Below are 14,047 nucleotides of genomic sequence, written 5' to 3' on the forward strand. Positions count from 1 at the left end.
TTGTGGAGTAGAAGCGACTATCAGCCTGAATATCGACAATTTTCAAGCTATTGGGGTTTTCTTTTATTTTTGATACTGATAGTACATTATTTTAGAGTAAAAAATATAAGAAAGAATACTTTGATGAATTTGCAGAAAAAATCTATTAAGATGTGATGCGATATGCTTGAAAGTTTTTTGTCTTTTGATGGTCATTATAGCATATTTAGGAGGAATTTTAGGTCATGTAAACGCAATTTCAACAGCAGTTATGGGATGGCTTATTATCGGAAGCGTAATTGCAATTACAATACTCCGTACGATTATATTTTTAATTATGGATTCTAAAGGGGTATAATTATGGCATTTATAACGAAGGTGAAAGAATATAGAGAAAAGGCAAAATATAAGCAATCTGAACTTGCTGAAATGGTAAATGCCAGAAGAGAAACTATTGTACATCTTGAAAATGGGAAATATAATCCGTCATTAAAATTAGCTATGGATATTGCAAAAGTATTTAATGTTAGTGTAGAAGATTTATTTGAATTTACAGATGATTGAGATACACAATTTAATTTAGGAAAATATAATATACAATTCACAGAACAGTAAATCAAAAAGGTTTACTGTTTTTTTATTGTTTAAAAATGGAAAGGAGAATTTATGGAAGAAGAAAAAAGGAAAATACAAGCACCACCACATAAACAGTTAATTATGGATATGGGGAAGACAAAATATACTGTAAACCTACATTTTAAGCAAGGTACAGGAGAAACATACAAGGACAAAATACTGAAGCTAATTAAGAGAGAAACAGAGAAGATATAAATTTGTCAAAGAAATTTTGTTTATGTCCTTGACAAATCTTCCCAAAGGCGACCACTATCACACAAGCAGCTGAGATCGAGGCCTGCACCAAACTCATCCGGCAAGCCATCAGCGCCAACGCCACCCAGGCGCAAGACCAGAGCGAATACCAGGCACGATTCGAAGAACTCGAAGCACGGCAACAGCAAGCCATTGATGCCTACAACACCGCACAAGCAGAAATCGAACGCCGCAAAGGAATCAAAGCCCAACTCGCCAACTACCGCCGCACCCTCACCGACCTAGATACAGCAGGAGAATTCAACCCCGCCACATTCCACGCCCTATGCCAGCGAATCAACATCACCCCTGACGGGCACGCAGCCGTGATGTTTAAAGACGGCACCGAGATCTATGAATGACCGACCCTGAAATGAGGCTCCTAAAAGCCATGCAGGGAGTGATTAGTTGCCAGCTTCGAGAAGCTGTCGGATTCGCTCTTGGAGCTCCCGCATTAAGGTATCTGCTTTTATAAACTGCTCTGAAGTATCGCCATAACGTTGCTTTATATCATTGAGACGATCGTTCATTGTAACGCGCTGACCGTCTTTAGACGTCTCCATATCAGCTACGTTAAGAATAAATAGCTCATCCGAGCGATAAGGAGAATTAGGGACACCGTGATAATATACTTCCGCCCAATATCTGTACCCAGCATGTTTTAGAATTTCCCCGCCTATTGCTTCATGTTGAAGCTGATCAGGCGCATACTGATAGCCAACATCATGAAGATAGCCGAGAACGAACATGTCACGACACTTCTGTTCATCCCAACCAAAAAGCTCTGCAGCCAGTTCCGATGCTCTCGCTCCGACTGCTCGAACATGCTTTAGTCGATCTTCATCGATACCGATGTAGTTGTCAGGCATGCGACTCATCCGATCTTTTTCTCGCCAGTGGTCAAATAATTGAGCAAATCTTTGATACGCCTGCGTTGGGAATCCGCCATTTCTAAATCATTGAGTTCAGCAAACGGTACCCACCTATATTCGCTTGACTCCGAGTCGATCACGACATCGTGACTCTTCGCCTCACCGAAATACACAATCGTGAATTCCTGGCGCACCTCACCATCCGTATAAGCCACGCGAATGTTGGCATCCGTGTAGGTGCCCACTACTTCCTTTAAAGAGACTTCCAAATGTGTCTCCTCGCGCATTTCTCGGACAGCACATTCAGGAAGACTTTCACCAAAGTCCAATGTGCCACCAGGCAATGTCCATTTGCCACTGTCTCCCCTGCGCACCATTAGAATCGACCCGTCGTGTTCGACGGCTACAGCGACCGCAGGATGGATTGAATTGGGCATTGGAGCGTTTGGGTCGTAATAATAGTCAGTTCGTACAGTCTTTAGCCGTTCACCCATCCACTTCGCTACCACTTTCGATGGGGCGATTCTCTCTTTATCGTTGATTGAAGGCACTTTGATAAATAATATACGGGTACCAGGTTTCGACTTCTGAGCATAGGATGTGCCTGGGTAGATTACATAAAAATCTCCCGTTTTGAAGTTAAACTCTTCTCCAGACTCTACGTCTAAATACTGTGTCCAGCCTGACAACACATATTGGTATTCGACGGAAGTGGCATGCACATGAGGTTCTTCACTACTGAAATCCCGATAACTGGTAATTCCTATCTCTAAATCTTCAGTATCAAGATGTTCTAGTTCCTGTGGTCTACTTAGATGACCGACCAAGTACTGCCGGGTGGCATCGTTCAAAGAGTGCTCAATTTCCTTAGCATCGAGTTTGACAAACACTAATTCACCTACCTGATTTATTTCCCTTTTACGAGATCTAGTAAGCAACATTCTGAACAGAAGAAGCAAAACCAGAGCCACGATCACACTGATCAGACACAACAAAAAGACAAATAGGGTCGAAGGTACAGAGTTTGAGTCGTTGAGCCCAATAATGGACATTGAGAAGAAAGAAATGATGAGGGTAGGAATGAAGAACACGGCAGAAGCGTAGGTCAGAAATGAATTTGTTCTTTCTGCAGCCTCAGCATTCACTTGGTTGGCGACGGCCTGGACTGACTGAGCAGTGTTGGCGAGCAATCCCGAGGCCACCTCCAGCTTGGCACGATACTGTGAGACTTTTTGATGTGGCTGGTCTGGGATCGGCTGGCAGGATTAGACCATAGCTCTGGTGGCGTGACTCGTGTATATACCGGCGCAGAGATATTGATCTCCCTGTAAGGGGAGCAAAGTTTCTGGTGCTTTTTGGCTGACATGTCCGCTGCGAGGGTTGTGGTCTGACCCGGCCGGTATGTATTGGCTTGATTAGAAGCATGTCCGCCAGTTTTCGTTGGCGTGACTCGTCACAGTATTGCCAGCAAACCAAGTCCTAGACACGACTCTAAGAACACGATGCCGGATCAGACCTCAAGGTAAGAAACAACCCAACGTTTCAACAACCGAGGAGGTTGAATCCATATGGCAATTGTCGCACACCTCTACCGTTTCATCGTAGGCGTCGATACACACGCCAGAAACCATGTGTTATCGATCCTAGAGTGCGCCACAGGTGCTGAAATCGTCTGTCAGACGTTCGCCAACACTTCTCAAGGACACGTCCGCGCGCAAGCATGGATCACCAAACATACAAGAGCTGATTTACGTGAGGTTTTAGTATCTATGGAAGGCACAGCCTCCTATGGCACTAGGTTCCGTGTTGCTTTAGAGCAGGCAGGTTACCGCGTGGTTGAAGCCCCACGCCTGTTAGTAAGGGGTCGTAAGAAACTCGCTAAAAACGATGTAATTGATGCCTTTCAGATCGCCGCTAGGACTCTTGGTAAAGATGAAACCGAGCTGACTATCCCAAAACAAGGAGATTATCGTGAGGCTCTGCGTATCCTGGTTGCTGCTAGGAAACAGCTCACACGTGCCACAACCGTTAACATCAACTCGTTGACAGCTCTGACCCGCTGTACAGACCTTGGCATTGATGCCAGACGAGCACTGTCGGTAAAACAGATCCACCAAATCGCCGCACTTGAGGCACAACCCGGTGACGCTATCGACGTACTCGTTGCCAAACAAGAAGCAAAACGCCTAGCCAAAACCATCATTGACGCTCGAACACAACTGGCAGAAAACCAAAACCAGTTAGCAATGATCGTTCAGCTGGTGACGCCAGCGCTACTGGAAATGCCAGGAGTAGGCCCTGTCACCGCCGCGCAAATGATTATCTCTTACTCCCACGTGGGCAGGATCAAAAGCGAAGCGGCTTTCGCTGCCCTAGCGGGGACAAGCCCTATACCAGCATCGTCAGGAAACAAGGTACGCTACCGGCTCAACAGAGGCGGAGACCGAGCACTCAATAACGCTCTACATACCGTGGCTCTCGTACGCCTGAGAAACGATGACCAGACCCGCGCTTACATGGAAAAACGACTAGCCGAAGGAAAAACCAAACGCGAGACTATTCGGCTGATAAAACGTTACCTCGCACGCAAAATCTACCGGCTCCTCACCAAAGAACTAACCCGCAAACAAGTCACTCTCGCAGCTTGACAAATATAGAAGCGTCAGCCAGGTCTTAACCCTAAACTTGGCTGGGTCATAACCCGCTTTGCCTAGAGCGGTATGCACGCTTTGGCGAATATTGGGTTTACCGGCGTTGGTGGTGATTTGGCCAGCAACCACAATCCGCCTACCAGCAGCCAACACTTCGACCGCGACACGGGCAGCAGAATCATCACACAAAATATCGTCCAACACCTGATCAGCAATCAGGTCACACAGTTTGTCGGGGTGACCAATACAAACAGCCTCAGCAGTTCTAATCACAACAAAACCTCACTTTCTAAAACTTTTGAGAACAACGAAAAACGCCCACCCGTGTCTGGGATGGACGCTGCAAAAAACAGATACAAAAAGGTTTTTCCTGGTTATTTAGGCAGAGTATTTGGCCAGGGCTGGTTGGTGTCCCAGGTGAGGCTGGTTTGAATAAAGTCACCTGCCTGGGTGGCTTTCATGCAATACAACGCGGCCTGGCTCTGGTGGGCTTGCAGTTGGAAGGTTGAGGCATACAACATGGTGGTTCTAGCAGGATGGAACCCTCCGGTAGCGTGGCAAACCTTTTCAACCCGCTCGTTGCTTGCACACAGTAGGCGCGGATAAATATTGACACGGTGCTGGCTTGGCGGCGAATCCACCAATCACCCCAATCAGACCACCGGTTAAAACTGTAATCAGCAGTATTGGCAGGCCGGGCAATCCGACACCAGCCGGTATCCGAAATCACCGGCACCCACACATCGGCTTGTTTTTGCCAACCCCAAGCCCCAACATGCCCGCCATCGGTGGAGTAAAACATTGTCCCAGACGACTCACCACCAGTAATCACGCCGTTAGTGGTTTCGGGTTTGTCTGGGCGGCCTGAGCCTTGCAGCGGCAAACGGTTCTTCAATTCCACCAAGTCAGCAGCGTTAAGACCAGATACTTCACGGGTGCGAATGAAACACCCCAGGCGTGGCAGGATCAGCAACCGCGATCTGCGATAAATCGAAAACCTGCCCATCAACAAGCTCCAACACCGCAGGCCCAAACGAAAACCGGCTGCCCTCAAACTGGGCAGTGATCCGTACCGTCCACACCCAACCAGCCGCCTCAGCGGTCACTAACTCCACCACAGGCAACACACCTGCCGGAGCCTCAACCACCACCGGGGCTGGCATTATCACAGCCGGCTCCAAGGGGTCGATAATCAATGACGCTGTCGGGGTAAACGTCACCATCGCCGAATCAACCCCCACCAGGCCGCCATCACGTCTGACAGGTAAGCACACCCGGCCAGTCACCCTTGCCCAACCCACACCCAACCACCTTCCATTTTTTAGCCTTGGATTTGCAGTAGCCGCTCCATCACCTCATCGCCTGGAGCCACGCCCGTGTAGTCGGTGGTGCAGTTAGCGCGGACAATGTCGTAAATCTCATACCAATACACGTTCGCCTGCTTACCAAACGACTGCGACATAGCCACAAACGGCGAAGCAATCGCCGCACCCGTCGTCGGATGCTTACCCAACAAACCAAACTTGCTAATCGCCTGCTCACACTGCACATACCGGGCAAAAGCCTGCGCATAAGCCTCAATCAAACGTTTCGAGACGAACTGGGCACAACCACGCTCATCCAACCACTCCCACGTTTCCCGATACACCAGGTCAGCGCCAAGCGGGCGGCCGTCCTTTGCACCGCAGACAAATACTCAGACGGCTCCGGCATGGTTTCGCCAGACAACACCGCGCCCTCACCAATATCAACACCCTGAAAATCAAACGGAGCCAGTTCCTCAAGCCTGGTCGCGGACATGCCTTTAGCCAGCTTTTCATTAAGCGCATCAGGCTTCGCACCAGCACGCACCCTGCGCCCGCCCCGATTCGTACCATCACGAGCCATGAATGCTTTGCCTCCTTCCTTTGGCTAGGTGAAACGCCTAACCAAAGGGCAGGCAAAACGAGAGCCAGGGGTTAATACCTTGTTTGAATCGGCGTTTTTGCACACGAAGGGTCCGGCCCGCTAACCATCCATGAGAGCGTAGAGATTCGATACCCCCAACCCGTCTGTGAGAAAATAAGAACCGTAAAGACGGCTCCTTCAAAAAGGGATGAACGATGGGCAAATGGTTCGATCAAGCTCGGGAAATCGAGCGTTTACGGCGCGAGAATCAGCGACTATTAACACTCGCCACGCAATTGAAGACACGCCTCGGCGATAAAGCAAGCACTGTCGATGTCTTCGGCGTGTCAGTTGACGAACGTGAACTTGTCACATCCGGCCGTAAGGTCGAAGCCATCAAGGCATACCGTCAACGAACCGGAGCAGACCTCTTGACCGCGAAGAACGCCATCGACTCCGTCGCCTAATACATGTAAACCCTCGGGGCTTGCCGCCACCTGTCACCATCCAGAGCTGACTGGCGTGAGTGACACGGCTTACACAATGCCCGCAGGTTCGTCTCGTCGTGGCTACCACCATGCTCTAACGGGAGGATGTGGTGGACTTCTTGAGCTGGTGTCACCCGGCCAGTGTTCAGGCAGTCCTCGCACAGCGGGTGTGCGGTGATGTAGCGGTTGCGGATCTTGCGCCATGCGCTACCGTAACGCCGGTTGATTTTCGCATCGCGTTGGTAGCGTCGGTAGCGCTGGTCTTCTGTCTTGGCGTGGGCTGGGCAGAACTGGTTGTGGGTAAGCTCGGGACAGCCAGGCTGGGAACACGGGGTGGCAGGTTTTACTGGCACCAGTTTCACCGCCTTGGATATGCGAGAACCCCGATACCGTTTGGGGTTTCGGGGTTCAATGGAGATTTTTGACTACTTACAGTATTGCAGGCCAAAAACTACAAATCCATCGCAAGATTCGGATACCTTTTGGCGAAAGGGTGCAGTCAGCGCCAGTACAGTAGTGTGGCGAGCCGGTCGAGGGCACGGTTCTTTTTCCGGTAGATGGAATCACGTTCAACGTAGTAGTGGTCAGCCAGTTCTTGTACGGCTTCTTCTTGGCTACCTTGGCTGAGGAAGAACCCTTCAAGGACGTAACGGTCATCATCAGTGAGCCTGGCCCAGGCGGCATCGAACCATTCCAGGTACTGTTTCGCCTGCACTGTACGGGCTTGGATAAGGTCGATTTCATCCAGCCCAGCAGCAATCCTGGTCTCACCTGCGTGCGGGTTGCTGGTTTTCGGCATCCCATCCAAGCGTGGCGACCCAGGTGATTCGAGGTCTTGGCGGATTTGTTCAATCTCTAGGTTGCTGGTCTGGTTGGCTAGTTCGTCCATTGCCGGGTAGTCCTGCAACGCAGCGATAGCAGCTTTGCGAATATCAAGGTATTTAGTCATCACATGCACGAGGTGTCTCCTTTATCGAATTGGGTTTTGACCGCGTCGATCAACGCGCCCTGGGTCGTGTCCTTGCTTTCGAGTGCGACAAGGACTGCTTCGTCAAGTGTGTTCGCCGCGACGAGGTGGGTGATTGTGACCGGCTCAGATTGTCCTTGCCGATACAGTCTCGCGTTGGTCTGCTGATACAACTCCAAACTCCAGGTCAGCGAAAACCACACCAGCAGGTGCCCGCCAGCCTGTAGGTTCAGCCCGTGACCAGCGCTGGCCGGGTGAATCAAGCCGAGCGGGATTTTGCCGGTGTTCCATGCCTCGATATCGGCCGAGGTTTTCAGCTCGCGTGCCTGTGAAAAGCGAGAGACGATGCGTTCACGGTCGTGGGCGAACCAATACGCCACCAACAGCGGAGAACCGTTTGCTGCCTCGACAAGGTCTTCGAGTGCATCGAGTTTGCGCTCATGCACCGAAACCCAGTCGCCGCCTGCCGTGTAGATTGCGCCGGACGCTAGCTGCAAGAGTTTGCCCGACAAGGCAGCTGCGTTCCCAGCATCAATCGTGGCTCCATCTAATTCAACAACCAGATCGGACTTTAACCGCTCGTAGACTTTGCGTTCTTTCGCCTCCAAAGTGACGGGCGTGGTTGTTAGTGTCAGTGGCGGTAGTTGAAGGTGATCGGTAGTTCGCATCGACAACGTCATATCCGAAATCGCGGCATAGATTTCGTCCTCAGCACCCGCACGGAGTTTGTAGGTGAATACCTGCTGGCCGTTTCGTTTATCCGGTATAAACCAGCGTTCCCGATAGCGGGTGATAAACCGGCCTAGGCGCTGGCCGCCGTCGAGGAGTCGGAAAGGTGCCCACAGATCCATTAGCCCATTAGCGGCTGGTGTTCCCGTGAGTCCGACCCAGCGTTTGACGTAGGGACGGGTTTTCACCAACGCCGTAAACCTCTTGGCTCGATGATTCTTAAACGACGACAACTCGTCGATGATGACCATGTCAAACGGCCATGTTGACCCCAGCTGCTTGACCAGCCAGGGGATGTTTTCCCGGTTGATCACCGTCACCATCGCGTTCATGGTTAATGCGCCTAGCCGGTTGGTCTTGGTGCCAACAGCCACCGCCACTGTGAGTCCGTCGAGGTGATCCCACTTCGCTACTTCTGCTGGCCACGTATCGCGGGCAACTCGCAGTGGCGCTATGACCAGCACGCGGGACACCTCAAAGTAGTCGAGCATCAATTCCCAGATCGCGGTTAGTGTGATCACACTTTTGCCAAGACCCATTCCGAGGAAGATCGCGGCCTGGTCATGGTCGATGATGTATTGGGTTGCGAGTTGCTGGTAGTTATGCGGCTGATAGTGCATCACACACCTCCTTGATTCCCTCACGGTTATCGACGACAAGGGCCTGGAAGCCTTGGGCGTGTAGTTGGTTGATCCGATGCTGTTGGATCGGACGTGGTTTTTGCCTGGGGTTTTCAGTTCAACGAAAACAACTCGTCCATGTCGTAAACAGATGCGGTCTGGGACACCTGCAGTGCTGGGGCTGACAAGTTTCCAGCACAAGCCGCCAGATGCTTCAACCGCAGTCTTGAGGGCTTGTTCAATTGCGTGTTCGTTCATGTGTTAGTCCTTTATCGGGTCGATGAGGTCGAAGGCGGCATAGATCGCAGTGAGCGGGTTGGTGATGGGTTTGCCTTTGTAGCGCCAGATGATCTGGTTGCCGCACCGGGTGTTGTAGTAGCCACTGGTGGTGTGGTTGATGAAGATGGTTTGTCCTTTGTGGCGTAGCATCTGGTTGCCGTTTGTCAGGGTGCGCCAGGGTTTTTCAGGAATGTGGCTCGGCGTTTAGCCCGGTTGCGGGCTTTGCATTCACGCTCCCTGGCGGCAAGCTGGTCACCTTCCATGACACCGGCGCACACGCAGCCGACCTCGACCGGGTCGAAATAGTCGTGGTGGGTCATGACGTGGATGAACCGGACTTTGCTACACCCGCACAGCTCACACGTGGTCAGCCCACTGTTGGGTTCGGAGTAGTCGATCAGGTTGATGCACTGCCAACCTTCCAGGGGTGCTTTCCACGTTTTGAGGGTGGCGTGGCAGCGAGCCAGGTAGGCGTCGTCGTTTCGTTGGGGTTGTTTGGTGGTGATCATGATGCCATCCTTAAGTTTTTGTGGCGGATGGCCTGCCAAAGTGTTCCGTTGTACCCGAAAATCCCTTACGCGCGCGTATATGCGTGTATACACACAGGATTTCCTTATTTCTCTATATTTTTAAGATTTAGAGATATGGGTGGAACAACGGAACACTAGACAGGTCAAACGCTTTCTAGATAGGGATTTCGACTGGTTCCGGCACTGCCATTCCAAGATCGGTAGCGGTGGAACGGTACGGGTGTGAACCAGTATCCGGATCAGTAGTTCCAGGTATCGACTGGTTGTGGTGGAACACCGCGGCAGGGTCCACTTGACGGGTATAGACCCATTGCGGCCCATACAGGGCCAACCGTTTCTTACTCTGGTGACGATTCCAGCCGAGTTTGATCAATACTTGCCGGATACGTGTGGAGTCCATCGCGGTGAGATCTGCCCGGTTTTTGCCCAGGCATTCACACCAGATCTCCAGGTTCGACACGACCTTGCGCACAACATTCCCAGCCTGGGATACTGTCCCGAACTCGCTTGCCCCATCGAGATAGTTACGGCGGGCATACAAGTCCATCTCCTCCCAGTCCTCGGGCAGGAGAGTATCGAGATAGGCCTGGATGAGTCCTTCACGCTCATCGGTTTCCATCGCCTGGTGTTGCTGGACCACTGCCTGGGCCAACAAGCTCGCCTCAAGGTAGAGCGGCTCGCCACGATTAACGTAGACCAGGGTCTCTGCCCAAATCTGGTCAATCTGCGCGCCAGTTAGATCCCACGAGGCCTTCACACCATTGCCAGGGGTGACCACCGGCCAGAACCTGCGATTACCTGTGGTATCGCGTAGGTAGCCGCTCTCAGCGTTCGTGGTGCCAAAAACACGCACTGCCTAGGGTGTGGGGTTGCGCGCCTACCAAACGCGGCACGATAAATATCATTCTGCCGGCTAAGGAACGAGCGTAGGGTTTCCACCTCGGTTTTGCGCAGCCCGGCAAGTTCACCAATCTCTAAGATCCAGTAGCCTTGGAGTTTTTCAGCCGCAGTCTTGTCCCTAGTGTCGGACAGGTTGAGCGAGTCAGAAAACCACTGGCCAGCCAGGCGAGCAATCAGGGTAGATTTGCCGATACCTTGCGGCCCGTTGAGCACCAGCATGGAGTCGAATTTGCAGCCAGGCTCGAACACCCGCATCACTGCCGCACACAAAGTTTTGCGGGTCACCGCCCTGGTATAGGCACTATCCTCAGCACCCAAATAGTCCACCAGAAGCGTATCGACACGCGCCAGACCATCCCACGCCGGTAGTGAGCCGAGATAATCACGAATCGGATGATACGACCTGTCATCGGCAACTTTCGTGATAGCAATGTCGTAGTTACGTTGGGAAAACGTACCGTAATGAGCATCGATATAGCACACCAGCTGGGCATCATCTTGATCACGCCAAAACCTAGAAGGATGCGCCCAGGGCACACTACCTGTAATCTCCATGGAATCGGCCTGCTGGTTAAACACAATCGCTGAAAGCTGCGGGTCGTGTTGCAAAATCAGCGTGAGGTTATGCAGATTATTTTTCAACACCCCCGAGCGTTTCTCATACTCCAACCGACCCATCCACCCATCACCTCCCGACTGATCCCCGCCAGTGGTTGTGGAGGTAAAATCTTTTGAGCTTGGGCTTGCTTTTCTCGACCCAACACGAGCCGGACTTGCTCGTCACTAGCTGCACGCTCGCTCATCACCCCAAACGAAGGCAACCTTCCCAATGGCGTGTCAGCTGTGACCTGCTCGTCAAGATGACCATACAGATGGGTTCGAACCAGGTCGAAGGCGTTTAGTGCCCGCCCACCAGCAGGATCGGTACCGTGGAAAGAGTAGGCGAACAAGTCATCGAAGACGACTAGCCCGCCAGTGGACTCGCCACGTTTATACGTGTAGCGTCCCTCACACCCAGTCGGGTCATAAATCTGGGGTAGGAATGTCTCTATCGCATCACTGATGGTGTAGGTACGGCAAAACACCCCCACCAGCCCCTTCTTACTTCTTGGGTCAGACAGTTTTCGCCGCGAATAGGGTGTGACCGTGCTTTGCCTACTGGAAGTAGGCCACGTCGTGGCATCACGCCAATCATCATAAGAACCCAACACCCGGTCAGGATCCAACCACGCACCATCCTGGGTATCGTGGAAAAACACCGCACCCATTGAGGTAGAGGGCCAATACATCAACCGCTCGGGGTCATAGGTGGAATCATCACACCAATCAATCCCTATCCATTTAGCCACCATCCGCGCTACCGGCACATACTCCTCAGCCGACACGTCCCGTCCTAGTGGGATCACCAGACGCAACCGTGGAGCCTCTGGGCGGTGCTTATGCGTCGAATACACCAAACACGCACAATCCAAACTGTGCCTGATCTGTTCCCACGCATCAGCAGGAGGAATATCCATATCAAGGGTGATCATCGAACGAGCCAGCACGTTACCGCGTTTACGTCGGCCACCCGCCACATGACCTGCAACAAACCCGCCAATATCCTTAATACTGTCTTGCTGACCCCGACGCATCGCAAAAACTCAGCCAATGTCTCCGTCGTAGTCACAGTGGTAGCGACACGGTCACAAAACTCTGCCCACCTGATAGTGGTGTTCTTCCATGCCGTATCAAACCGTGACCGGCCATAAGCAATCTTCAACTCACGCATCAAGACACACCTGCCCAAAATCAGCGTCGAAATATTTGATGGGCAGATCGAGTTGGTGTGCCCAGCCGATCTCGATTTTCATGCCAGGACTCACACGCGGGGTATACACCCACACCGCCTCACACTTCGACAACAGAATCCGGTTGAAAAACATCGCCAACTCACGCTCGAACGGGTCGCTATCATCCATAAACTGCGGAAACAACAGGTGCGGAGCGAGCGGAATCTTGTGGCAGGTGACCGCGTGAGCACAAAACGCCCTGGCAAGTTCAACATTGGCTGCCACATCCCCGGAATAAGGTGAGCAGATATACACCAAGGGCCGGTAGCCATATTCGCCGCGCTGGATGTTTTTCAACGCTTGGTAGCTCGTCAAATCCAGGTACCCCTCAGTGTTCTTCTTCGAAAAACCGATATCGAGTGTCGCGGTACTCATGCCCCCACCTGGCCTTCATGCTCAATGACGGGAAGAATGCCAAGCTGGTTTTTGAGCAGGTCGTAGATAAACAGGCGTCCTTTTTGTGTCCAATACATGTGGGTTTTGGTTTTGCCTTCGTCGTATTCGTGGGTCTTGGACTGGGTGTAGCCCTGCTCGGCGTAGCGGGCGTAGCAGAACCAACGACCCGACTGCTTAAACTGCACACCGGCATCGTGCAGAATCTGGTTCATCCGCTTCGCGCTTAGCCCGTAGTCTTTAGCGATTTCGGTTGTAGTTAGCAGCGAGTCCGACTGCAACACAATGTCGTAGTAGGACACTTTCGGCGCGGCCTCCAAAAGGGCTTGCTCAGCAGCAAGCCGTTTAACACGTTCGCTGCGCAACTGCACGAGCGCCCGTTCCAAAAGCTCATCGTTATCGAGTAGTTCATCGATGGCGTACATGCCGGTCCGGCGAATCGACGGCAACACCTCGTCGACCACCCAAGACTCGAAGGCTTGCGCTGCTGGGAGCTTGGAAGACATGATGAGGCGGTAAAGGTCACCTTCGGTAATGAACCTGACCTGCTGGATACCACCCGTGGTTTCAAGGGGGTAACGAAACGGAACACCCTTGCAATGATCCTGAATCACCTTGTTGGTGTTGGTATATCCGAGGGCGGTGGCGACATCCCGGCCACAGAAATACACATTGCCCTCTTGTTCGATAGTGCGAATCATCCCAAAGGCATCATTGTTGAATGTTTGGATCGTGTTGCCCATACTAAGGCTCCTGTTCTGAGAGCCAAATAGACGAAAGGTGCACCGGTTGGCGCGAGAAGCTCTCAGTAGAAAGCCACAAACCCGAAAGGAGTTACCCCCCTCAATAGGGTTTACGGTCACTGAGCATGTAAGGCTCTCGCACATACGCCCCTGGGCACCATCAAATCCGGACGGGCTATCCAAAAACTCCTAATATGGAGTCTGAAGTAGCAGCCAAGTCACCTATCAATACTGGTTCCAATACCCGCCTTGGTGGCAGTCCAGGGTCGGTTCTTATTTTCAATAGTGTTGCTTGCTTGTCTCGTTT

At 51.8% G+C, this 14,047-nt stretch carries 15 protein-coding genes and 3 pseudogenes; 5 read left to right on the forward strand and 13 right to left on the reverse strand.

Annotated elements, in window-relative coordinates:
* Nucleotides 1-339 precede the first annotated feature (339 nt).
* Entirely contained in the window at nt 340-543 is a 204-nt protein-coding gene (locus RQN30_RS03125) for a helix-turn-helix transcriptional regulator (protein ID WP_008750788.1), read from the forward strand.
* A 102-nt stretch (nt 544-645) separates the two neighbouring features.
* On the forward strand, nt 646-810 hold the full coding sequence (locus RQN30_RS03130) for a transposon-encoded TnpW family protein (RefSeq protein ID WP_038674404.1): 165 nt from the start codon (nt 646-648) through the stop codon (nt 808-810).
* Nucleotides 811-1,253: 443 nt separating this feature from the next.
* On the opposite strand, the gene RQN30_RS03135 is transcribed toward RQN30_RS03130, so the two are convergent.
* Nucleotides 1,254-1,718 carry an HD domain-containing protein gene (locus tag RQN30_RS03135; RefSeq protein ID WP_353061209.1) on the reverse strand — a complete coding sequence of 155 codons (465 nt, stop codon included), beginning with the start codon at nt 1,716-1,718 and terminating at the stop codon, nt 1,254-1,256.
* 5 nt (nt 1,719-1,723) lie between these two features.
* The gene (locus tag RQN30_RS03140) at nt 1,724-2,911 is read right to left on the reverse strand and encodes an NUDIX domain-containing protein (protein ID WP_353061210.1); all 1,188 of its coding nucleotides are present in this window, start codon (nt 2,909-2,911) and stop codon (nt 1,724-1,726) included.
* Between the two features lie 378 nt (nt 2,912-3,289).
* Here RQN30_RS03140 and RQN30_RS03145 point away from each other — a divergent pair, with 378 nt between their 5' ends.
* Nucleotides 3,290-4,369 (forward strand): IS110 family RNA-guided transposase, encoded by a 1,080-nt coding sequence (locus RQN30_RS03145; protein WP_353061211.1) that lies wholly within the window; start codon nt 3,290-3,292, stop codon nt 4,367-4,369.
* Here RQN30_RS03145 and RQN30_RS03150 read toward each other — a convergent pair.
* The 3 genes and pseudogenes from RQN30_RS03150 to RQN30_RS03160 all read right to left on the reverse strand — a co-directional run bounded on the left by RQN30_RS03150 (nt 4,337) and on the right by RQN30_RS03160 (nt 6,259).
* Nucleotides 4,337-4,645 carry an S-adenosylmethionine synthetase N-terminal domain-containing protein gene (locus tag RQN30_RS03150; RefSeq protein WP_491608692.1) on the reverse strand — a complete coding sequence of 103 codons (309 nt, stop codon included), beginning with the start codon at nt 4,643-4,645 and terminating at the stop codon, nt 4,337-4,339. The genes RQN30_RS03145 and RQN30_RS03150 overlap by 33 nt on opposite strands.
* 656 nt (nt 4,646-5,301) lie before the next feature.
* Complete coding sequence (locus tag RQN30_RS03155; protein ID WP_353061212.1) at nt 5,302-5,673, reverse strand: hypothetical protein; 372 nt, start codon at nt 5,671-5,673, stop codon at nt 5,302-5,304.
* Between the two features lie 20 nt (nt 5,674-5,693).
* A pseudogene (locus tag RQN30_RS03160) lies at nt 5,694-6,259 on the reverse strand (P27 family phage terminase small subunit).
* A gap of 215 nt (nt 6,260-6,474) precedes the next feature.
* On the opposite strand from RQN30_RS03160, the gene RQN30_RS03165 reads away from it, so the two are divergent.
* Nucleotides 6,475-6,726 (forward strand): 50S ribosomal protein L7/L12, encoded by a 252-nt coding sequence (locus RQN30_RS03165; RefSeq protein WP_353061213.1) that lies wholly within the window; start codon nt 6,475-6,477, stop codon nt 6,724-6,726.
* Here RQN30_RS03165 and RQN30_RS03170 read toward each other — a convergent pair.
* The 3 genes from RQN30_RS03170 to RQN30_RS03180 form a co-directional block, all read right to left on the reverse strand.
* On the reverse strand, nt 6,723-7,100 hold the full coding sequence (locus RQN30_RS03170) for an HNH endonuclease (RefSeq protein ID WP_353061751.1): 378 nt from the start codon (nt 7,098-7,100) through the stop codon (nt 6,723-6,725). The genes RQN30_RS03165 and RQN30_RS03170 overlap by 4 nt on opposite strands.
* A gap of 146 nt (nt 7,101-7,246) precedes the next feature.
* A complete protein-coding gene (locus RQN30_RS03175) occupies nt 7,247-7,696 on the reverse strand; it encodes a hypothetical protein (protein ID WP_353061752.1) in 450 nt (149 codons plus the stop codon).
* Complete coding sequence (locus tag RQN30_RS03180; RefSeq protein WP_353061214.1) at nt 7,696-9,063, reverse strand: SNF2-related protein; 1,368 nt, start codon at nt 9,061-9,063, stop codon at nt 7,696-7,698. The genes RQN30_RS03175 and RQN30_RS03180 overlap by 1 nt, the downstream gene beginning before the upstream one ends.
* 258 nt (nt 9,064-9,321) lie before the next feature.
* On the opposite strand from RQN30_RS03180, the gene RQN30_RS03190 reads away from it, so the two are divergent.
* The gene (locus RQN30_RS03190) at nt 9,322-9,489 is read left to right on the forward strand and encodes a hypothetical protein (RefSeq protein ID WP_353061215.1); all 168 of its coding nucleotides are present in this window, start codon (nt 9,322-9,324) and stop codon (nt 9,487-9,489) included.
* Between the two features lie 17 nt (nt 9,490-9,506).
* Here the strand turns inward: RQN30_RS03190 and RQN30_RS03195 are convergent, their stop codons facing one another.
* The 5 genes and pseudogenes from RQN30_RS03195 to RQN30_RS03215 form a co-directional block, all read right to left on the reverse strand.
* Nucleotides 9,507-9,890 carry a hypothetical protein gene (locus RQN30_RS03195; protein WP_353061216.1) on the reverse strand — a complete coding sequence of 128 codons (384 nt, stop codon included), beginning with the start codon at nt 9,888-9,890 and terminating at the stop codon, nt 9,507-9,509.
* 136 nt (nt 9,891-10,026) lie between these two features.
* Nucleotides 10,027-11,450 (reverse strand): annotated as a pseudogene (locus RQN30_RS03200) (virulence-associated E family protein).
* A pseudogene (locus RQN30_RS03205) lies at nt 11,411-12,543 on the reverse strand (hypothetical protein). The pseudogenes RQN30_RS03200 and RQN30_RS03205 overlap by 40 nt, the downstream one beginning before the upstream one ends.
* A complete protein-coding gene (locus RQN30_RS03210) occupies nt 12,536-12,979 on the reverse strand; it encodes a DUF7768 domain-containing protein (protein ID WP_353061218.1) in 444 nt (147 codons plus the stop codon). Before RQN30_RS03210 ends, RQN30_RS03205 begins: the two are co-directional and overlap by 8 nt.
* Nucleotides 12,976-13,740: a phage antirepressor gene (locus RQN30_RS03215; protein ID WP_353061219.1), complete on the reverse strand. Its 765-nt coding sequence runs from the start codon at nt 13,738-13,740 to the stop codon at nt 12,976-12,978. The genes RQN30_RS03210 and RQN30_RS03215 overlap by 4 nt, the downstream gene beginning before the upstream one ends.
* Nucleotides 13,741-14,047 lie beyond the last annotated feature (307 nt).

This window comes from Arcanobacterium hippocoleae (assembly GCF_040360365.1).
Taxonomy (GTDB): Bacteria; Actinomycetota; Actinomycetes; order Actinomycetales; family Actinomycetaceae; genus Arcanobacterium_A; species Arcanobacterium_A hippocoleae_A.

Coding starts and splice junctions, on each gene's coding strand:
- RQN30_RS03125 (WP_008750788.1), top strand. CDS start 340: ATGGCATTTATAACGAAGGTGAAAGAATATAGAGAAAAGGCAAAATAT.
- RQN30_RS03130 (WP_038674404.1), top strand. CDS start 646: ATGGAAGAAGAAAAAAGGAAAATACAAGCACCACCACATAAACAGTTA.
- RQN30_RS03135 (WP_353061209.1), bottom strand. CDS start 1,718: ATGCCTGACAACTACATCGGTATCGATGAAGATCGACTAAAGCATGTT.
- RQN30_RS03145 (WP_353061211.1), top strand. CDS start 3,290: ATGGCAATTGTCGCACACCTCTACCGTTTCATCGTAGGCGTCGATACA.
- RQN30_RS03165 (WP_353061213.1), top strand. CDS start 6,475: ATGGGCAAATGGTTCGATCAAGCTCGGGAAATCGAGCGTTTACGGCGC.
- RQN30_RS03175 (WP_353061752.1), bottom strand. CDS start 7,696: ATGACTAAATACCTTGATATTCGCAAAGCTGCTATCGCTGCGTTGCAG.
- RQN30_RS03180 (WP_353061214.1), bottom strand. CDS start 9,063: ATGCACTATCAGCCGCATAACTACCAGCAACTCGCAACCCAATACATC.
- RQN30_RS03210 (WP_353061218.1), bottom strand. CDS start 12,979: ATGAGTACCGCGACACTCGATATCGGTTTTTCGAAGAAGAACACTGAG.
- RQN30_RS03215 (WP_353061219.1), bottom strand. CDS start 13,740: ATGGGCAACACGATCCAAACATTCAACAATGATGCCTTTGGGATGATT.